Here is an 18,656-nt window from a genome sequence, read left to right as displayed (position 1 = left end):
CATAATAATGCAACGAATCACTAAACGCTTTTGCGTCAGAAATGAATGGAATTCTGTGCTGGCGAACTGAATTCACGCAATAAAGCAATATTGCGAGAAGATCCATACTTCCCCAGAAATACCATAGATGGCTATTTAAATGAGCGAGGTTGTTTTGTGTACGCCCGTTATTGTTATTTAAAAAAATGGGGGAGCACATATTGGCTTCAACTCAACCCTCCGGGTTAGGAATAAATTCAAAACGCACAAACAGGAGAGACAATCTTCTCGTACTCCTTGGAATGAAGCCTAAGACTTCGAAGATCGTTCACTTCCATAGTCTCCCCTGTTTATATTCCTACGGATTCACCAGCCAGGTGCCCGGCTTGGTAATATCCAGCGTCTGGCCACGCGTTCTTCCGTTGCCCTGCAGTTCAATCTTCGCCTCACCGGCCGGCAGCTTGAGCGATGCATAGCCGTTGGTTCCCGGGCGCAGCGCTTTTGGCTCGCCGTTCACTTTCAGCGTTTCGCCGTCGAGGATGCGGATATAGACCAACGCAACAGGGCTCGCGGCAGGCGGTGGCGTCTGCTGTGCTGTCGCCGGTTCGCTCACCTTCGCCGTTTCTGGCTTCACGTCTGGGGCGTTCGCGGCGGTTTCGGTTGGACGCGTCTCTGCCGGTGCCTGCGCAGCCTGCTCTGGCGCATCGTTACCGCCGCTGAACAGCATCGCGCCAGCGACAACGCCGACCAGCACGCCTGCGGCAACCATGCCCGGGATCTTGTAGCGACGCCAGTCGAGCAGCGAAGCAGGTTGTTCCTCCTCCACCGGTACCAGCATCGTGCCGGGCTTTTTCGCCGTCAGCACATCGTTGATACCCGCGACCGGCATTTCAATCAGCGCGGCGAACTCGTCGATGGACTGTGGACGGTCCTCCATGTGCAGCGCCAGCGCGCGGTCAATGGCCTGCAGCAGCGGAATGGAATAGCCCTGCGGCATGATTTCCACCAGCGGTTTGCAGGTATCCTGAATCGAGCGCACCACGCTGACCGGCGGCGGAGAACCCACAATCAGGGTACGCAGCACGGCGCCGAGGGCGTAAATGTCCGTCCACGGGCCCTGCTCGCTTTCGTTGTCGTCGGTGTACTGCTCGATCGGCGCAAAGCCCGGGCGCAGCATGGTTTCCGTTTCGTCGGAGAGGTTGCCAATCGTGCGGCGCGCGGAGCCGAAATCGAGGAGCACCGGCAGGCCGTTTTCCTGGATCTGGATGTTATCCAGAGAGATGTCGCGGTGCAGGTAGCCTTCGTCGTGGATGGTCTTGATCGCGCCAAACAGCATCGGCAGCGTGCGGCGGATCCAGGCTTCGTTGATCAGCTCCGGCTTTTCCTCGCGCAGGCGCGAAAGCGTGGTGCCGCTGTAAAACAGCGTCCCCATGTAGGCCGTGTCGTTTTGCACCCAGAAACGCAGGACGTGCAGCAGGTTCGGGTGGTTAAAGCGCGCCAGCAGACGGGCTTCCTGGATAAAGCTGTTCAGGCCTGCGGAAAACGCTTTGCCAAAGCGCTCGCTGCGCAGCACCAGGGTCATGTCGTCGCCGCGTACGGCGAGCGAGGAAGGCATAAATTCTTTGATAGCGATAGTGCGTTCGAGCTGGTGATCCCACGCGCGATAGACAATGCCAAAACCGCCGCCGCCGATCACCTCTTTGATTTCAAACTCGTTGAAGCGGTACCCGACCGGGAGCGCGTTTGGGACAGTCCGATTGTTATCATTATCCGTCATCTTTTACAGTTCTCTTGATGATTATTACGCGGCAAACTGACAGTGAAACTCGCCCTGCTCGCAGGTGACGTGCAGACGTCGGTACTGTTCGTCGCTGCGGCTGGCGGTAAGTAAGATCTGGCTCATCTGAGGCAGCAGGGTGTTGGTCAGAATAGCATCCACCATGCGGCCGCCGGACTCCACCTCGGTGCAGCGCTGAACAATCTGTTCCACCACGCTGTCGTCAAACTCAGAAATAATGCTGTGATTCTCCTCCAGACGACGCTGAATACGCTTAAGCTGCAGGCGAACAATCTGCCCCAGCATCTCGTCGCTGAGCGGGTAGTACGGCACCACCAGCAGACGGCCCAGCAGCGCCGGTGGGAACACCTCCAGCAGCGGCTGGCGCAGCGCGCCGCTTAAGGCCTCAGGCTCCGGCATGAGGTCCGGATCGGCGCACATGGCGCTAATCAGCTCGGTGCCAACGTTGGAGGTCAGAATAATAATGGTGTTGCGGAAATCAATATGGCGCCCCTCGCCGTCTTCCATCCAGCCTTTGTCGAAGACCTGGAAGAAGATCTCGTGGACGTCCGGGTGCGCTTTCTCAATTTCGTCCAGCAGCACGACGCTGTATGGACGGCGGCGGACGGCCTCGGTTAATACCCCGCCTTCACCATACCCTACGTACCCCGGAGGCGCACCTTTTAAGGTGGAGACGGTGTGCGCTTCCTGGAACTCGCTCATGTTGATGGTAATGACGTTCTGCTCGCCGCCGTACAGAGATTCGGCGAGCGCCAGCGCGGTTTCGGTTTTACCGACGCCCGACGGACCGCACAGCATAAAGACGCCCACCGGCTTGTTCGGGTCGTCCAGCTTCGCCCGGGAGGTTTTCACGCGGCGGGCAATCAGGTCCAGACCGTGACGCTGGCCGATAACGCGCTGGTTCAGCGTGTCGGCAAGGTTGAGTACCGCGTCGATCTCGTTTTTCACCATCCGGCCCAGCGGGATCCCGGTCCAGTCAGAGACGACCGCGGCGACCACGTTTTCATCCACCGCGGCAAACAGCAGCGGCTCGTCTCCCTGTAAGGCGTTCAGCGCCTGCTGCTGTTCCGCCAGCTGGCCGCGCAGCTCGGCGGTATCTTCTTCGCCCGCCGCGAACAGCGCGGCGCGCAGGCGGATAATCTCCTGCACCAGGCTGCGCTCTTCTTCCCAGCGCCGGGCCAGGGCTTCGCGTTTTGTCTCATACGCGTCGCGTTCGGCGCGTAATGCCGTGACGCGCTCGGCGTCACCGGCCCCCACGCGCGCTTCGCGTTCTGCGATCTCAATTTCCACGTCCAGCGCGGCAAGGTGGCGCAGGCAGTCTTCCAGCTGCGCAGGCGGCGCGCTCTGGCTGACCGCGACGCGGGCGCAGGCGGTATCGAGCAGCGCAACGGCTTTGTCCGGCAGCTGACGCGCCGGGATGTAGCGGTGGGACAGCTTCACCGCCGCGCTGACCGCTTCGTCGAGCAGCAGGACCTGATGGTGCGTCTCCAGCGGCGACACGGTGCTGCGCAGCATCAGAATGGCTTTCGCTTCGTCCGGCTCGTGAACCTGCACCGTCTGGAAACGACGGGTCAGCGCCGGGTCTTTCTCAATGTACTTTTTGTATTCTGCCCAGGTGGTGGCGCCAATGGTGCGCAGCTGGCCGCGCGCCAGGGCTGGCTTCAGCAGGTTCGCCGCATCGCCGGTCCCCTGCTGGCCGCCTGCGCCAATCAGGGTGTGGATCTCATCGATAAACAAAATGATCGGCGTGGCGCTGGACTGGACTTCGTTAATAAGTGCCTGCAGACGGGCTTCAAACTCGCCTTTCATGCCTGCACCGGCCTGAAGCATGCCGATATCCAGCAGCCACAGCTGAATGTTCTGCAGCGGCTCCGGCACGTCGCCGTCGGCGATACGCAGCGCCAGCCCTTCCACCACCGCCGTTTTCCCGACTCCGGCTTCCCCGGTCAGCAGCGGGTTGTTCTGACGACGGCGCATCAGGATATCGACCATCTGGCGGATCTCCTCGTCGCGCCCGACGACCGGGTCAATCTTCCCTTCGCGGGCGCGGGCGGTCAGGTCCTGACCGTACTGGGCCAGCGTCCCCTGAGCAGCCGGTACTGCACCCGCCGGTGCGTCGACGGCGGCAGCGGCCTGCTGCGTCTCTTTGCTGTTGGCGCAGATGGTATCGAACTGCTCAATCAGCACCTCGACGTTAAGGCGGGTAAACTGCGCCGAAATGCTTTTCAGCACGTTGGCCAGGTTCCAGGTTTTCAGCATGCCGATCAGCAAATGGCCGCCGCGAATGCGGCTGACGCCAAACTTCAGCGAGCCGAAGACCCAGGCGCGCTCCACGGCGCTGTCGATATGCTCGGAGAGATCGGAAACGGAACTCGCCCCGCGCGGAAGCACATCCAGCGCGGCAACGATATCGCGCGTCAGCTGCTGTTCGTCGAGGGCAAAGTGGCGGATGACCTGCTGCAGATCGCCATCCTGCTGCTGCATCAGCTGATGCAGCCAGTGCACCAGTTCAACATAGGGGTTGCCGCGCAGCTTGCAGAACGCAGTGGCGCTTTCCAGAGAGGTAAATAACAGCGTATCCAGTTTGCCGAAAAGCACGGCACGGCTAATTTCTGACATGTTAGTTTCCATTAACAATGATTCGGTATACGGAAGGATTACCGCTCTGCGCGATACACCAGATCGCCGCGCGGGACAGGCTGCGGCTGAAGGCCCAGCCAGGTGTTATAGCCTAATCGCCCATGACTGCCGAGCGTGGCGCCCTGCACCGCGTCTGCGCGCAGGATCACCCGCGTTTCCCATTCAAACTCCACGCCGGCGTACTGACGCACCCAGTCGCGCAGCTCGGTGACCCACGCTTCACCCGGCAGAAAGCGGTTGTACTCCTCCGCGCTCAGCGGGCCAATCTCGATGCGAAACTTATGCTGCACGTCGCGGACGGCGACGCCGAGAAAGGCGGACTCACCCATGCGCGGCATACGGCGTCCTGCTCCCAGCTGCGCCTGCTCGCGCGTGGAGAGCGGCATCCACTGCGGCACGTTGCTGACCAGTTTGACCGGCGCCTTAAAATAGCTGCGCAGGATCTTCTCCAGCCCCTCCGGATCCCGCCCGTGACGGGTCAGGTGCCCGGCGTGCGTAAAGCGCGCGTGTGAGCTCAGGCTGCCGTTGTCCATCTGACCCGGCTGGCCCATACCAATCAGCGACGCCAGATAGCCCTCAAAGCGCTTGTTATCGGCGCGGTCCAGCGAGACGGTCGGCTGCGCATCCGCCCAGGCGCGGTAAAACAGCAGCGCCAGACGATGGTGGAACAGATCGGCAAACGCGCTCAGGCTGGTGTCCTGATGATGATAAATACGCTCGCGGGCGTACTCGGTCATGTGGACCGGCAGCGGGCCGTTCGGGCCAAACAGGCCGAAGCTGAGGATAGAGACCTCATGCAGCCCGCTCTCTTCCCGCTGACGCACCCTGGCCAGCGTCGACGGGGCAAAACTCATCGACGGCTGCTGGCCGATGCGCAGCGGTTCAAATTTTGGCAGCGGCGCGCGGCCCAGCGGATAGCGCTCGCCGCCCTGGGCATCAATGCGCCTTAACAGCTGAAACAGATCGTAGCGCCAGGGCGTCTCGCGGACGCCGTGCCAGAACGCGTCCGGCAGCTTCGTCAGGCGATGCACGCGCAGCGGTGCAGTGGCGGCGTCACTCATATCAGCGCCCTTTTACCCATGCGCGGCGCCCAGTAGCCAATCTCGCCGCGCTGCTGACTCTTCAGGGTGAACTCGGTGAAGCTGTTGATGGAGACCAGGCGGGCAAAAAGACGCTCCATCACGCTGCCGAAGAGCCACGGACTGGCCCCCGAAAAGGCTCGCTCATCCACCGTCAGGGTAATGCCGATCCCGCGGGCGAACACCACCGGGCCGGGTTCAGGCACGCGGCGGTGAACCGGCTCCAGCACGCAGTGGCGAACGCCCTCCACCTGACGCGCCACAGGCGTTTCGGCCAGGTTGGCGTACAGTCCTAACAGCTGACGCAGCGCGGCAGCCCCCTCCTCATTGTCACTGTCCATCAGGCTGAGGTAGTTCATCTGCAGCTGGCTGATAAGCCGCCAGGTGCTGAACCCTTCCGCCAGCGCCGGACGCGGCGGCGTCGGCCCTTTACGCAGGGTGAGGGATTTCACCGGCATGGAGTCAGCCATAATGAACTCCCCGAGCTCCTGCTGCAGCATCAGCGGCAGGTCACGGCTGGTGCAGAGCACCTCCGCAGAGATATAGCGCAGGTTTTCCTGCCACGGCGCGTGCTGTTCATCCACCAGCGAGACGAAGACCTCCGAGCCGATATAGCCGGTACGGGTGCCGTAGCGCAGGGCGTGCTCGGACAGCACGCGCTGCTCGCGTCGCAGGGAAAAATAGGCCCCGTAGTTGCCCGCATCGCCGCTCCAGGTGCTCCAGAACGGACGAAACGTCTGGTCATCACGCTGGCCGTCCGCGCTGCCATAGATTTTTTTTACCGCGTAGATTTCATAATCCAGCGGACGGATGTTATCGACCACCAGATGGTATTCATGCTGACCGTCATTTAGCTTCTGCCGCGCCGCAACTTTCGGGAAAAGGTTGATGACCGGGGTGCAGTGCAGCGCCAGATGGCTGGCATCGACCACGCGCTCCAGCTGTTCATCCGACTTATCCAGCAGGATGAAGATGTCGAAGGCTTTTTCACCTTCACAGCGCTGGATGAGCGTGCTCAGGCCGCTGAGGCTAATGAAGCGGAAACGGGCCGGAAACGCGAAATACTCCTGCAGCAGGCGATAGCCGTCAAAGTTACGCAGATCGTCCGGAAGCAGCGCCTGGTCAGGCTCGAATCCCTCCTGGCGCAGCGCATCCGTCGCCAGCAGCTGTCGCTGCGGCTGCGGGCTGACCGTCTGACAGACGATCCCGGCGTGGTGCTCCATCACCAGCTCCAGCAGCTTCAGCGCCTCGATATCCGGACCGGCGAGGAAAAACTCAAGACGGTCAAAATCCAGGTGCCCGAGATGTTGCGGGCCGTCGCAGGCGATGCGGATCCGCAGGGCGCTGCCGATCCCCCGCTGGCTCAGACCCAGCTGTGCGAGCGGCAAATCGGCGGGGACTCCGCCCAGCTCAACCTTGTCGATTTTCAGCGGCAGCAGGTTGACCTCGTGCGCCGTGGTATAGCTGCAGGTCACGCCGGTTTTTTTCAGCGCCAGGCTGTCCATCATGGTACCGCGCGGCACGACGAAGCCCTTGCTCAGGTCGCCCCGGCTGCTGTCGGGCTGAATCTCCGCAATCGCCATCGACGGCGTGGGCGCAAGATAGTTCGGCGCAATCATCTCCAGCAGACGCTGGGAGAAGCGCGGAAACTCCGCGTCCATTTTCATCTGCACGCGGGAGGTCAGGAAGGCGAACCCTTCCATCAGACGTTCGGTATACGGGTCCGCCACGTCGATGCCGCGCATGCCCAGCCGTCCGGCGACTTTCGGGTAGCGTTCGGCAAACTCGGCCCCCATTTCGCGCAGGTAGGCCAGCTCGCGGTTGTAGTATTCGAGCAGTTTACTTTCCATGATTACCCCGCATCTTTCAGTTCAAAATGGCCGTTTTCCAGATCGACATCGGTGCGAAACAGAAACTCCAGCGGGTACGGCACGCACCATAAACGCCCTTTGATCTCGATGGAGAGCACGTTGTGCAGATCCAGCGAGGAGGTATCCGACACGCAGCGGACCTGCAGCCCCTGCGGCAAAATGCGTGGTTCAAAATTGATGATGGCCTCGGTGAGCTTGCGCTGAATGTCGTGCCATTCGATGTCCGACATTCTTTTCCCGGCCAGGGGCGCGACGCCGAAGTTAACCACCGAGCGGCTCACGTGCGGTAGCGCGCTTAAATCGCCGGAGGCATCGTGGTTGATGGTATTAAACAGCCACTGCAAATCGCGCAGCACATTGCGGCGCAGGGCGGCGTGGGTGATCAGATTGCTGTTGGCCGACTCACGCTTTTTTTCCGGGTCGTTATCAGTGAGGCGATCGAGCAGCGAGGGCTGCATTTTGTCGCGCGCCCCCACCTTCTCCTGCTTGCTGCGGGCTTGCCAGCCGCTGCGCAGCAGATCGCCTTCGCCAGCGGGATTACTCATCGGCTCCATCCGTCGCAAACGTCACGAGGCTTAAGGACAGCAGCGGGCTTTCGCTTTGCTCGCTCAGCCAGGCCTTCTGGCCCTGGCCTTCATAGAGCGTGCCGTCAGTATCGAGCGGGTGCCAGTCGGTGGTCCGCCCGAGTTTAACCGCGTCAGAGGCATCGGCCGCAAACGGGTAACGCGCCGGGATCTGGCACACCTGCTCCGTCCCGTCCGTCAGGCGCACCAGCGCGTGACGCCAGACCAGGTCGGTCACGCTGGCAGGCGCCTGGAAACGGATCTCCGCGATAGCGTTAAACGGCAGCCAGAAATAGCGCCCGTTGACGATGGTTTCGCACACCGGGCCGAGACGGGCATCGCCGTCCATCAGCCAGTCAAAGGCCTGCGTCTCCTCGTTTTCGAGGGTAATCTGGCCGGGGGTGGCCTGCGCCTGCTCAAGGGCTTCCAGACGCAGCGCCTGCGCGCGCTCGCCCTCCTCGCTCAGCGCCGCCGCAAGGGTGGTTAGCCACGGCCACTGGGTTTCAGGCATCGCCGGACGCGCCTGTCCCGCCATCACCTGCGCGCGCTGCAGCTCGCCCTGAATGGACTGCTCCAGCAGCGTGACGGTGGGTTTCGCCTGCGGCTTCAGCGCCAGCCAGCTTTTCAGCTGGGTCAGGGCACGCGTCCAGTTGCCGCTAAGGGTTAAAAACTGCACGAACGCGGCGCGGAGGTCGGCATCCGCCGGACGAGCTTTGATTTCTGCTTCCAGACGCGCGAGCGCGTCGTTGAGCGACTCACCCGCCAGGTGTTGATAGAGCGTATTCATCGCCATTCCTTAATTTGCCGCGCGCCATGCGCCAACTGCCGGATCGCGCAGCTGAGGACGCAGGGTGTCAATCAGCACGATATTCAGCGGGGTGCCGGGTGCCACCCAGGCGCTCCAGGTTTTTTTCACCGCGGCGATACGCGCCTGCAGCTTTGCATCGTCGCTGGCGGTTTCACGGGAGATCTCCACCGCGACGGTGCCGTTGCTCTTCCAGCTATTCAGGGCGCTGTCGTAAGGCAGGATCATCCAGCTCTGGTCGCTGTTTGGGGTGCTGAATACCATGCGCTCTTTGTTGACGGAGGTGATCAGCGCGTTTTCCGGGTCGGCGCTCTGATTCAGCCCGGTTACCGGGAAGCCATGAATGTACGTTACCGCCATCTCTTTCTGCCCGCCGTTGCGGGACTGCGACACAACGGTGTGTCCGCTCAGCCAGCTGCCGTTGCCGCAGCGGGTGGTGTCAGAATCCGGAATGAAGAGCGCCGGTGCAGAGGCGCCCCCTTCCCAGAAGGTGCGCAGGTGGCAGCCGTCCTGCAGGGTAAACTCCTGCCACGGCGTACGGTCGGCGGCAACGGTACGGGAAGCCACGTTCTGATCGGGCGGCAGTAACGCGCCGCTGGCTGGGGTGGCGGTGACGGTCGCAGCAGGCGCGGCCTGCTCCTGTTTCACCACCAGCGCCCAGTCCTGCGCTTTGCCTGCCGTGCCCTGTGCCAGCGTGGTACCCGCCGGATCGTTGAGCGTCCAGCTGAGTTTATTGACTTTGCTGCACTGGTGTTCCAGCAGCGCGCCAAGACGCGGCACAAAGTTCTCCAACACGGAGACGTCTTTCTTGCCGTTCGCCACAATGCGCAGCGCCACCTCAGGCTTACACCAGCTCTGCGGCGTGTTGTCTTTGATGTTGTCGATCCAGATATCCAGCTTCTGCGCAGGAGACTGCACGATGCGGAAATTTTCAGCCTGCGCGGTAGAGGTCGCCGCCAGAAGTGCCAAACCCGATAGCCAAAGTTTCATATCGTTCCTTGTGTGTCTAATCAGTTCCGCAGGGAAGAAATTGTGCTGCGTCAGAGAGGGTGTGCAGCAAAGTGGTGTCCTGAGGGTTGCCCATCCATACCGCCAAGGCAGTATAGTTATCCTGGGCATTCCCCTCCTGCTCGCCATTCTTTTGAATGATTTGGTTCATTAAGGTCAGCCACTCCTGCGGCGTATTCACCATATGCAGCGACTGCTTCATTTGCTCTTCGCTGACGCCGTGCCAGAACCCGTCGGTGCAGAGTAAAAAGGCATCACCGTCTTCAACCTGCACCACGTCGCTGTAGCTCGCTTCCGGCCCGCCGTTTTCAATTCCCAGCGCCAGATAGAGCAAATTGCTGTTCAGGTTGTCGGTCTGGTGCCCGGCATCTTTCATCTGCTGCACCAGGCTGTGGTCGGTGGTCACATGCCACAGCCATCCCCGGCGGAACAGGTACAGGCGGCTGTCTCCGGCATGGGCCCAGTAGGCCAGCCCGTAATCACGGTCAATGAACAGGCTAACCAGCGTCGTGCCCATCCGGCGATAGTCCTGAACGGCCTGCTGTTCGCTGAGAATAGTGCGATTCGCCGTCTGCACGTAGTCGCGAATATGCTGCGCATTAAGATGTTTGTCGCCATCAAAGCGGGAGATAATGCTGTTGCGGGCCAGCGCGGCGGCCACTTCGCCGCCCGGCAGCCCCGCGATGCCGTCGCAGACGACAAAGCAGGCTGAACGTTCCCCAATGGTTTCTCCCGTCTGATCCTGGTTGCTGGCGCGCGTCCCCTGGCGGGAGAGAGAAGCCGTTGCGATATTCATTTGTCTTCCGATCCGCTCTGTGAGTCTTTGTACTGATTGACCTCCATGTCATACGCATGAAGGAAGGCCTCGCCGAACAGGGTGTGGAAGTCGTCCTCAATCTCGCCCGCCGTCTCGCCATAGCTGCGAACAAAGTAGTCCCACAGGGCGGCTTTGCGGCTGCCCGGCAGCGCCAGACGCGAGGTCATGCCGTTCTGCTTCGCCTGCTCTTCCAGCTGTTCCGGGTTAAAGGACTGCAGCATCGCGGCAATAATGGCGCGGATGCCGGAGATCATGCCCAGCTGGTGCGCCTGCAGATCGATCAGCGCGTCGCGCACGGATTTGGTCGGCGGCATAAAGCCCGGCATCGGGGTGCCGAACATCTGGATTAACACGGTTTTGCCGGTCGGCAAAAGCTTGAACGGGTTGTTGGCATCGTCCAGCACCATGGTCATGTCGGCTTTTACGCCGCGCTTGAGAATGGAGCGCGAGGAGAGCAGCGCCACGGTCCCCTGGGAGAACATGCCGAGGATCTGCCCCAGCTGACGCATATTTTCACGGTCAAACTGCGGAACGGGCTGCATTTCGCTGAGCCCCATCCCCTCCAGCAGCGCCTCCAGCAGCTCGCCCTGCAGCACTTCGCCCTTCTCACCGCTGTTTGCCGTGGCGGTTGGGGCGGCGGCGTTATTGACCGGATCGATGCGCAGGCGGCCCTTCGGTGCCTGCGCGCTGCTGCGCGCAACGGCCTGTGGCGTCGGCATCGTGAAGCCAGCGTAATCCGGTCGCGCGGGTTCCTCTTCAGCACGCGGTTCTTCCTGCGGCTCAGGGGCGAACAGCGGAGAATCGGCCAGCGCGTCCTCTTCCTGCTCAGGTTCCGGCACGGGGGCTGGCTTCTCGTTAATCACGTCATCCGGATGGGTTAACGGCGCGCCGCCCATCAGCCCGAGCGGGTCGTCATTACGCGCGGCTGGCGCGCTGGACTTACCGCCAAACAGGGCCAGCGGATCGAGCTCATCCGTCCCCTCTTCGTTCGGGGCTGGCTGGGTCTCAACCGGTGGCACCAGCGTGGAAGGCGTAACATCGTCAAAAATGCTCTCTTTTTTAAACAGCGCTTCGTCGCTGAACAGCGAGTCCGGATCGACATGCTTACGTTCGAGCGTGGGATCGCTGTCGTTGAACATCGCCAGCGGATCTTCGGCGTTACGCTCCGGGGCTGCAGGCTGGGAGAACGGATCGTGCGATGCCGCAGGCTGCGGTTTTGTACGGTTGCTGGAGATGCTGTCGGAGATGGAAAACTCCTGCATCAGGCTATCCCAGATCTCCGTTGGCACGGCGGTCGGCTCGGCTTTACCACGGGGTGCGGCACTCGCCGGTTTCGGCTGCTGCGCAGGCGCAGGAGTCACGGTCGGACGCGCCTGCTGGTGCAGGCTGGCCGCCATGCGGCTCACGGGCTGGGTATCGTGGATCAGCTCGGTCACTTCGATACGGTAGTCATCAATACCGAGAATGTCGCCATCCTGCAGCTCAACCTGACGCCCTCGCTCCAGCGGAATGTCATTTAATACTACGCGGGTGACGCTGCCGCGGTTGGTGACGCGGCATTCGCCCTGAGCGTCCACGTGAACAATGGCCTGCAGACGAGAGATGGTGCGGTCATTGTCCGGCAATACCAGATTGTTATCCGTACCGCGCCCAATGGTGCCGCCCGGGGCGTAAAAATCACAGCTGCTTTGCGGCGGCTGATGACCGGGTTTCGTAGAAATAATCGTGAATCGCATGGCGTATTCCTGCTGGTATGATTAGCGCTCAAACGCTGCCGCTCTCGGGGCGAGAACGGCGGCGTTTGGGGTTAACACATTCTATTCAGTCTGCGTAAGCTTAAACTGGCCTGAGGGACCTTCTTGTAAGGTGAAGCGGGCCGCATAGCGAATAGAATCGTTTTTCCCTGACACCTTCAGAGCAACATCATATTCTCCGGCTTGCCACGCAATCCCCTGCCACTGGTGACACTGTTGGGTCGTTAACGTCACTTCAGGGCTAAACGTTGACGGCGGCGATACCGCTTTCCATTCATTTCCCGCGCGTTTCATTATGGTGGGCGAATGGCTGGTGACAGGCGCGTCTAACCCGGAGTTAGCGGGAATAGCAAAGCAGGGTTCGTTGTTCTTTAGCGTAACCGAAAGCGACTGATATTGTGCAGGATGAGATACGCAGGCACTCACCGTTAATGCGATTGCTACAACACTGAGTAACTGTTTCATAACCATACCCGCCGGTCTTTAGGATTTTGAATAAACAACGATAATACCTGCAGGTATTTATCCTTCAGGTCGGGGCCGATTATTCCCTCAAACCCAGCAATGTTCCGGAAATCACCCAGGCCGTAATTTATCAAATAATAAAAATCTGAAATGATAGAAGCCTGCTGCTCCATACCAAAGTCCGATAGTTTTTTATCGGGGGGCAGAGAATAATTATAACTTGCTGCCCAACTGAATGCACCTCGGGTTCGAACATTCATTCCAATCTGATGCTGCAATACATGCACCATTTCGTGAATAAACCAGTGTTTATATCGCGGAACCTCTATTGAGAAGTCATCCCGATAATGCGGCTCGCGAAAATAGAGCTCACCATTGGGGGTCATCGCGACATCAGTCGACTGCATATTAAACGGCAAATAGCTTTTATTATGGACTTTAACTTCTGAATACTTTATTGCGTCACTAAAAACCGAGCGCGCCAGTGCTATTTCGCCAATGGTGAGAGGACGGGCGCCTCCTTCCTGCAAACTTGCCATGCTATCTTCCTTCCCGGTTGATAATGACCGGGGAAAACTCCCCGGCCACATACGCAATTACGCTTCTTTGTTCTCTTTGATGTTCCAGCCAGCGCTGCTTTCAGCACCTTTACCACCCGACGTGGTCTGCTCCCAGTACTGCTGTTTCACTTTCGCAGCCTGGAATGCATAGGTCACACCAACGGTATCGCCGTTATCTGCACCGGTGTACTGCACAGAGGTCACCAGCACATCTTCCAGCGTGATGCGGGAGTATTCCACCTGCTGGCCGCCCGCTTTACAAACGGACAGCTCAACTTTGGTCAGGTGTTTACCGCTGGCGCAGTGTTTCAGGATAGCGGTGGTGGATTTGTCGATCAGCGCGTTAACGTGCAGGTCGTTAAAGTTAACTTTACCGGCACCGCCGCCACCGCCAACGCTCATATTACCTGGCTGGGAAGCGCCCCAGGAGAAGGAGGTAATATCAGTCCAGCCGGTGTGGTTAGAATCTTTAGATTCGCCCGTAACACCCTCGACCTTCAGAAACATATCAATAGCCATAATATCTACTCTTCGTTGATGAACAATATTGCTTTCGAAAAAGCACTTATATGGCAAACAGGAAAGCATGGGGCTGAATAAAACCGTCCATATTTTACCTCTGCCTCACATCAAATGACCCGTGTCATTTGACAGTCTTACATTCCCCCTGAATGAACGGAAAGAATGTGAAGTCTTTTACTACTGCGGGTTATCCTGAATCCAGGTACGATCAGGATCGCCTATGATGACCTGCGGAACCAGTTTGTTCAGCTCATCGCTATGATAAAGACGTAAACAGTTTAAGGTTACACCTTTGACATCGGGTTTTCGCTCTGAATGAAAAACGTTAATTTGATTTTTATATTTTCCGATGAGGGCATCCACTTTATCAGTGCCATTTTCGGCATCAAAAGGTATCCACTCAATGAATGCACTTGCACTGCGGGCCGCATCAGCAGAAAACTGGCTGCCTTTATCTGCCACCTGCGCAAGGCATCGCGCCAGAACTAAATCTTTTAAAACCTGCCGGTATGTTTGCTGATGATAAAAATCAGGATAGTTATTTCCGGCACACACATAAGAGGTCATAAATACGAGGAAAAAACAGAAACGTTTCACCTTAATATCCTTTGCCATAGGATCCGCAGCGCATCAGTCCGCGAAAAATACTAATTTTTCTCTTTCCGTTTTTCTGCGACAACGTATATCCCTATCGCTAATGCATTAAGTCCAGCGCATAGAAATGCATGCATTGCGATTCGCGGGAAATCTGCCGGCCAGTCAAAGATAAACAAATAGTAGCCGGATACCGTCACAAACAGCATGAATGAAATTATTAGCAACGTATAAATGGCTAAATAGCTGATGAATTTTCGTATTAACGCTGTCAGAGTCAAATTCATTAGCTATCTCATATTCACCGAAATGTAGCCGGCCCAATGGGCCGGCTACATTTATCACGCGTCTTTCGTCTTCAGCGACGGCAGTTTAGATACCAGGCGCAGAGAAACGGTCAGACCTTCCAGCTGGTAGTGCGGACGCAGGAAGAACTTCGCGGCGTAGTAGCCCGGGTTGTCCTCAATCTCCTGCACCTGCACTTCCGCAGCCGCCAGCGGTTTGCGGGACTTGGTCTCCTGGGAGGAGTTCGCCGGGTCACCGTCGACGTAGTTCATGACCCAGTCGTTCAGCCAGCGCTCCATCTCTTCGCGCTCGCGGAAGGAGCCGATTTTGTCGCGCACGATGCACTTCAGGTAGTGGGCAAAACGGCAGCAGGCGAACAGGTACGGCAGGCGAGAGGCCAGACGCGCGTTGGCGGTGGCATCCGGGTCGTGGTACTCGGCCGGTTTTTGCAGGGACTGCGCGCCGATGAAGGCAGCAAAGTCGGAGTTTTTGCGGTGAACCAGCGGCATAAAGCCGTTTTTCGCCAGCTCGGCTTCACGACGATCGCTGATAGCGATCTCGGTCGGGCACTTCATGTCCACGCCGCCGTCATCGCTCGGGAAGGTGTGGCACGGCAGGTTTTCCACCGCCCCGCCGGACTCCACGCCGCGAATCGAGGTGCACCAGCCGTACTCTTTGAAGGAGCGGTTGATGTTGGCTGCCATCGCATAGGCCGCGTTCGCCCAGGCGTAGCTGTTGTGGTTCGCGCCGTCGGTCTGCTCTTCAAAGTCAAAGCTGTCCACCGGGTTGGTGCGAATGCCGTACGGCAGGCGCGACAGGAAGCGCGGCATCACCAGGCCCAGATAGCGGGCATCTTCGGATTCACGCAGTGAACGCCAGGCGGCGTATTCGGTGTTCTGGAAGATCTTGGTCAGGTCGCGCGGGTTGGCCAGCTCCTGCCAGGACTCCATCTGCATCACGCCCGGTGCGGTACCGGTAATGAACGGACAGTGCGCCGCAGAGCCGATGCGCGCCATTTCGCCCAGCAGCTCAACGTCCTGCGGGCTGTGGTCGAAGTAGTAGTCGCCGACGATGCAGCCAAACGGCTCGCCGCCGAACTGACCGTACTCCTGCTCGTAAATTTTCTTGAAGATCGGGCTCTGGTCCCAGCCCACGCCCTTGTAGCGCTTCAGGGTGCGGCCCAGCTCCTGCTTGGAGATGCTCATAAAGCGGATCTTCAGCATCTCGTCGGTTTCAGTGTTGTTCACCAGGTAGCTCAGACCGCGCCAGGCGCTCTCCAGCTTCTGAAACTCTTCGTGGTGAATGATCTGGTTCACCTGCTGTGACAGCTGCTCGTCGATACCGGCAATCAGGTTCTGAATGGTGCGGTAGGTATCGTTCGAGAAGGTGACGGTATTTTCCAGCGCCTGCTGCGCCAGGGTTTTGACCGCGCTTTCGACGGCGGAACGCGCCTGGTCGGTTTTCGGGCGGAACTCTTTGTTCAGCAGCGCGCTGAATTCATCCTGGCTGAACGCCTGACCCGCCTGCTGCTCGTGTTGTTGAGTCTGGTTGCTCATCGATTATTCCTCGCTACCTTTCGCGCTTTCGTCATTTTTCGGCAACTGGCTCAGGGATTTGAGCAGCGTCGGATCCTGCAGAATTTTTGCGATCAGCTCTTCCGCACCGTTTTTACCGTCCATATAGGTCAGCAGGTTGGAGAGCTGGGTGCGCGCTTCCAGCAGCTTGTTCAGCGGCTCAACCTTGCGGGCCACCGCGTCCGGCAGGAAGTCGTCCATGCTGTCGAAGGTCAGATCGACGTTGAGCTTACCTTCGCCGGTCAGGGTGTTGTCCACCTGGAACGCCACGCGCGGCTTCAGCGCCTTCATGCGTTCGTCAAAGTTGTCGATGTCAATTTCGAGGAATTTACGCTCGTCGACGGCCGGCAGGTTTTCCACCGGTTTGCCGACCAGATCGGCCATAACGCCCATCACAAACGGCAGCTGAATTTTACGTTCTGCACCGTAGATCTCTACGTCATACTCGATCTGCACGCGGGGGGCACGGTTACGTGCGATGAATTTCTGCCCACTGTTACTCATTGCCATGATGTTCTCCATCAAAGATGCGCGGTGAAGTTGAAACGCCAGGCTCCATGCCTGACGTCATAATGCCTGGACGCGCTATTCGCGGCGCCCAAAGATGTTTTCCAGTTGGTTAACGCCGTCTGGCGCCAGGTCGCGAATAATGTCCATAAAGTTAAGTTCTGACAGCCGCTGCACCCGTTCAATCATCAGCGGTGCGGGGTGGCTCGGTTCGTACTGCGCAAAATACTGCTTCGCTTTTTCCAGCATCAGCTGGGCGTCGGCGCGGCTGGTGACCTGCACGCTGCGCCAGTCGGTCACCGGCTGAACGGGCTGCGTTGCCGCTGATGGCTGCTCAGCCTGTAGTTCTGCCTGCGCCTCACGGTTCGGCAGCAGCTTGCTGATGTCGGTCACCTGACAGGCACTGGCCACCAGCCCCACGGTTTTCAGCAGCTGCTCCATCTCGGGCACGCCGCTTTCACCGAGATGCCCGGTAAGCAGCTCGCGAATGGCCAGCAGACGTTCGTTGATCACGATGACCGCTGCGGTCCCCGGCTGGTCGCCGCGAGCCAGCTCGTCAATCAGCCGCGGGCGCCCGCCGGGATAGTCCGGACATTCGGTTTTACTGCCGTCCAGCAGCGCCTGGGCATCCCGCAGCGAAATTTCATCGCCGTTTGAACGCAGCAGCGAGGCGTTGCGTACCGCGACCGTCAGGTCGGATTTATCACTCAGCCCGGCGAGAGCGTTGATGCGGTAGAACGGGTCGGTTTCACCGTACTCTTCGAGCAGCGGATAGAGCGGCTCCCAGTAGCGGGCGATCGCCTCCTGCACCAGCAGCAACCCGTCCGCGTAGCCCGCCAGCCCGCGACGGCGGGTCCAGGCATGGGTTAACGCCAGCAGCACGCGGAGATCTTTGGTGCGGGTCAGCAGGCTGGTGGCGTATTTTTCAACCGTGTTCCAGTCAGCAGGCTCCGCCGGGATAATGGTGTCGCCAAACTGCTGTTCCGCTTTCCCGAGGCTTGCCTGGTTCATCGCCTGAAAGTCGGCGTCGTACTCCAGGTTCTCGCCGCAGGGGTTGTCGGGGTTTATGGGCGCGAGAAATTCTTCGATATTCATGAGATCCCTGCTTATTCAAACATAGGCGGATAGAGACCGTGACGGCCCGGACGGGCGCCCCCTGCCGGGTCGAACAGCAGGGTGAAAAGCTGTCCGGTAAAGTTACCGCTGTGCACGTGGGTGTAGAGCGGGTATCCGTCGCAGCGGTTGGTCCACCAGTAGCTGGTCTGACGCAGCGGGTCAAAGCACTCTGCCGCCTGAGGCCAGCCCAGCGTGGTCTGGCCGTCCTCGTCGTAGCCAATCACATCCAGGATGTCGGAGCGCTTTTGCGGCTCGACCGGCTGCGGCGCCGGAATGGACATCAGCATCTCGTCGAGCTGCGAGGCGGAAAAACTGTTGCGCACCGCGTGCAGCCCCAGGCGTCCAATCTGCTGATACCAGCTTTCGGCCTGGCTGAGCAGGCTGGTCGACCACTCTGACGGGGCGAAGCTCAGCTGAATGCAAACCGGGTATTGTCGGCCGACGCTGTCGCGCCCGGGCAGCAGACAGCCCATCTGGATCATCTGGCTGCCCAGCATGGGCGGTACCACAAAATTCCAGACGGGTGCTTTCTGAAACGGGCGCTCGCCGCTGCGCTGCTCTTCCTGCTGCCAGGCCAGCAGACCAACCTGGAACCAGTGCGACCACTGGCGCTGTAAGGTGTCAGGAAAGCGGCGCTGCAAAAAATCTCCGGCGCTGGGTAACTTGCCATACCAGCTGTAGCGGTTCATCGCAGGGGTATTCGTCATACGGCTGTCCTT

17 protein-coding genes are annotated in these 18,656 nt (G+C 59.4%); all 17 read right to left on the bottom strand.

Annotation, left to right across the window (positions count from 1 at the left end):
* Positions 1–337: 337 nt before the first annotated feature.
* Positions 338–1,756 (bottom strand): serine/threonine-protein kinase, encoded by a 1,419-nt coding sequence (locus LLF79_RS04085; RefSeq protein ID WP_227879117.1) that lies wholly within the window; start codon positions 1,754–1,756, stop codon positions 338–340.
* A gap of 24 nt (positions 1,757–1,780) precedes the next feature.
* Positions 1,781–4,396, bottom strand: a complete 2,616-nt coding sequence (gene tssH, locus LLF79_RS04080) for a type VI secretion system ATPase TssH (protein WP_087450730.1) — start codon at positions 4,394–4,396, stop codon at positions 1,781–1,783.
* Between the two features lie 38 nt (positions 4,397–4,434).
* Positions 4,435–5,478 carry a type VI secretion system baseplate subunit TssG gene (gene tssG, locus LLF79_RS04075; protein ID WP_032652298.1) on the bottom strand — a complete coding sequence of 348 codons (1,044 nt, stop codon included), beginning with the start codon at positions 5,476–5,478 and terminating at the stop codon, positions 4,435–4,437.
* Positions 5,475–7,346 carry a type VI secretion system baseplate subunit TssF gene (gene tssF / locus LLF79_RS04070; RefSeq protein ID WP_063616078.1) on the bottom strand — a complete coding sequence of 624 codons (1,872 nt, stop codon included), beginning with the start codon at positions 7,344–7,346 and terminating at the stop codon, positions 5,475–5,477. Before tssF ends, tssG begins: the two co-directional genes overlap by 4 nt.
* A gap of 2 nt (positions 7,347–7,348) precedes the next feature.
* Complete coding sequence (gene tssE / locus LLF79_RS04065; protein WP_024909842.1) at positions 7,349–7,912, bottom strand: type VI secretion system baseplate subunit TssE; 564 nt, start codon at positions 7,910–7,912, stop codon at positions 7,349–7,351.
* Positions 7,905–8,717: a type VI secretion system accessory protein TagJ gene (locus LLF79_RS04060; RefSeq protein ID WP_008502635.1), complete on the bottom strand. Its 813-nt coding sequence runs from the start codon at positions 8,715–8,717 to the stop codon at positions 7,905–7,907. The genes tssE and LLF79_RS04060 overlap by 8 nt, the downstream gene beginning before the upstream one ends.
* Before the next feature lie 9 nt (positions 8,718–8,726).
* Entirely contained in the window at positions 8,727–9,725 is a 999-nt protein-coding gene (locus LLF79_RS04055; protein ID WP_021240378.1) for a hypothetical protein, read from the bottom strand.
* 16 nt (positions 9,726–9,741) lie between these two features.
* Positions 9,742–10,539 (bottom strand): PP2C family serine/threonine-protein phosphatase, encoded by a 798-nt coding sequence (locus tag LLF79_RS04050; protein WP_008502637.1) that lies wholly within the window; start codon positions 10,537–10,539, stop codon positions 9,742–9,744.
* The gene (tagH, locus tag LLF79_RS04045; protein WP_044596602.1) at positions 10,536–12,296 is read right to left on the bottom strand and encodes a type VI secretion system-associated FHA domain protein TagH; all 1,761 of its coding nucleotides are present in this window, start codon (positions 12,294–12,296) and stop codon (positions 10,536–10,538) included. Before tagH ends, LLF79_RS04050 begins: the two co-directional genes overlap by 4 nt.
* Before the next feature lie 81 nt (positions 12,297–12,377).
* Positions 12,378–12,785, bottom strand: coding sequence for a putative T6SS immunity periplasmic lipoprotein (locus LLF79_RS04040; protein WP_031274939.1), 408 nt, complete (start codon positions 12,783–12,785; stop codon positions 12,378–12,380).
* A complete protein-coding gene (locus LLF79_RS04035) occupies positions 12,776–13,318 on the bottom strand; it encodes a hypothetical protein (protein ID WP_023293798.1) in 543 nt (180 codons plus the stop codon). The genes LLF79_RS04040 and LLF79_RS04035 overlap by 10 nt, the downstream gene beginning before the upstream one ends.
* A 57-nt stretch (positions 13,319–13,375) precedes the next feature.
* Positions 13,376–13,858 carry a type VI secretion system tube protein Hcp gene (locus LLF79_RS04030; protein WP_008502640.1) on the bottom strand — a complete coding sequence of 161 codons (483 nt, stop codon included), beginning with the start codon at positions 13,856–13,858 and terminating at the stop codon, positions 13,376–13,378.
* Positions 13,859–14,038: 180 nt separating this feature from the next.
* On the bottom strand, positions 14,039–14,428 hold the full coding sequence (locus tag LLF79_RS04025; protein ID WP_100245875.1) for a T6SS amidase immunity protein Tai4 family protein: 390 nt from the start codon (positions 14,426–14,428) through the stop codon (positions 14,039–14,041).
* A 368-nt stretch (positions 14,429–14,796) separates the two neighbouring features.
* Positions 14,797–16,296 carry a type VI secretion system contractile sheath large subunit gene (gene tssC, locus LLF79_RS04020; RefSeq protein ID WP_013096181.1) on the bottom strand — a complete coding sequence of 500 codons (1,500 nt, stop codon included), beginning with the start codon at positions 16,294–16,296 and terminating at the stop codon, positions 14,797–14,799.
* Positions 16,297–16,299: 3 nt separating this feature from the next.
* The gene (gene tssB, locus LLF79_RS04015) at positions 16,300–16,824 is read right to left on the bottom strand and encodes a type VI secretion system contractile sheath small subunit (RefSeq protein ID WP_008502644.1); all 525 of its coding nucleotides are present in this window, start codon (positions 16,822–16,824) and stop codon (positions 16,300–16,302) included.
* 75 nt (positions 16,825–16,899) lie between these two features.
* Positions 16,900–17,916, bottom strand: coding sequence for a type VI secretion system protein TssA (gene tssA / locus LLF79_RS04010; RefSeq protein ID WP_227879115.1), 1,017 nt, complete (start codon positions 17,914–17,916; stop codon positions 16,900–16,902).
* Positions 17,917–17,927: 11 nt separating this feature from the next.
* A complete protein-coding gene (tagF, locus tag LLF79_RS04005; protein WP_045352231.1) occupies positions 17,928–18,644 on the bottom strand; it encodes a type VI secretion system-associated protein TagF in 717 nt (238 codons plus the stop codon).
* Positions 18,645–18,656: the final 12 nt, after the last annotated feature.

This window comes from Enterobacter cloacae complex sp. 2021EL-01169 (assembly GCF_020733125.1).
Lineage (GTDB): Bacteria > Pseudomonadota > Gammaproteobacteria > Enterobacterales > Enterobacteriaceae > Enterobacter > Enterobacter roggenkampii.
The sequence above is the reverse complement of the archived record's forward strand: the minus strand, read 5'-3'. Positions and strand labels throughout refer to the sequence as shown.

What these genes read in the sequence shown, in the direction of transcription:
- LLF79_RS04055 (WP_021240378.1), bottom strand. Translation starts at nt 9,725, where the DNA reads ATGAAACTTTGGCTATCGGGTTTGGCACTTCTGGCGGCGACCTCTACC.
- LLF79_RS04050 (WP_008502637.1), bottom strand. Translation starts at nt 10,539, where the DNA reads ATGAATATCGCAACGGCTTCTCTCTCCCGCCAGGGGACGCGCGCCAGC.
- tssE (WP_024909842.1), bottom strand. Translation starts at nt 7,912, where the DNA reads ATGAGTAATCCCGCTGGCGAAGGCGATCTGCTGCGCAGCGGCTGGCAA.
- tssH (WP_087450730.1), bottom strand. Translation starts at nt 4,396, where the DNA reads ATGTCAGAAATTAGCCGTGCCGTGCTTTTCGGCAAACTGGATACGCTG.
- LLF79_RS04085 (WP_227879117.1), bottom strand. Translation starts at nt 1,756, where the DNA reads ATGACGGATAATGATAACAATCGGACTGTCCCAAACGCGCTCCCGGTC.
- tagF (WP_045352231.1), bottom strand. Translation starts at nt 18,644, where the DNA reads ATGACGAATACCCCTGCGATGAACCGCTACAGCTGGTATGGCAAGTTA.
- tssA (WP_227879115.1), bottom strand. Translation starts at nt 17,916, where the DNA reads ATGAATATCGAAGAATTTCTCGCGCCCATAAACCCCGACAACCCCTGC.
- LLF79_RS04060 (WP_008502635.1), bottom strand. Translation starts at nt 8,717, where the DNA reads ATGAATACGCTCTATCAACACCTGGCGGGTGAGTCGCTCAACGACGCG.
- LLF79_RS04030 (WP_008502640.1), bottom strand. Translation starts at nt 13,858, where the DNA reads ATGGCTATTGATATGTTTCTGAAGGTCGAGGGTGTTACGGGCGAATCT.
- tssC (WP_013096181.1), bottom strand. Translation starts at nt 16,296, where the DNA reads ATGAGCAACCAGACTCAACAACACGAGCAGCAGGCGGGTCAGGCGTTC.
- LLF79_RS04040 (WP_031274939.1), bottom strand. Translation starts at nt 12,785, where the DNA reads ATGGTTATGAAACAGTTACTCAGTGTTGTAGCAATCGCATTAACGGTG.
- LLF79_RS04025 (WP_100245875.1), bottom strand. Translation starts at nt 14,428, where the DNA reads ATGACCTCTTATGTGTGTGCCGGAAATAACTATCCTGATTTTTATCAT.
- LLF79_RS04035 (WP_023293798.1), bottom strand. Translation starts at nt 13,318, where the DNA reads ATGGCAAGTTTGCAGGAAGGAGGCGCCCGTCCTCTCACCATTGGCGAA.
- tssF (WP_063616078.1), bottom strand. Translation starts at nt 7,346, where the DNA reads ATGGAAAGTAAACTGCTCGAATACTACAACCGCGAGCTGGCCTACCTG.
- tssB (WP_008502644.1), bottom strand. Translation starts at nt 16,824, where the DNA reads ATGGCAATGAGTAACAGTGGGCAGAAATTCATCGCACGTAACCGTGCC.
- tagH (WP_044596602.1), bottom strand. Translation starts at nt 12,296, where the DNA reads ATGCGATTCACGATTATTTCTACGAAACCCGGTCATCAGCCGCCGCAA.
- tssG (WP_032652298.1), bottom strand. Translation starts at nt 5,478, where the DNA reads ATGAGTGACGCCGCCACTGCACCGCTGCGCGTGCATCGCCTGACGAAG.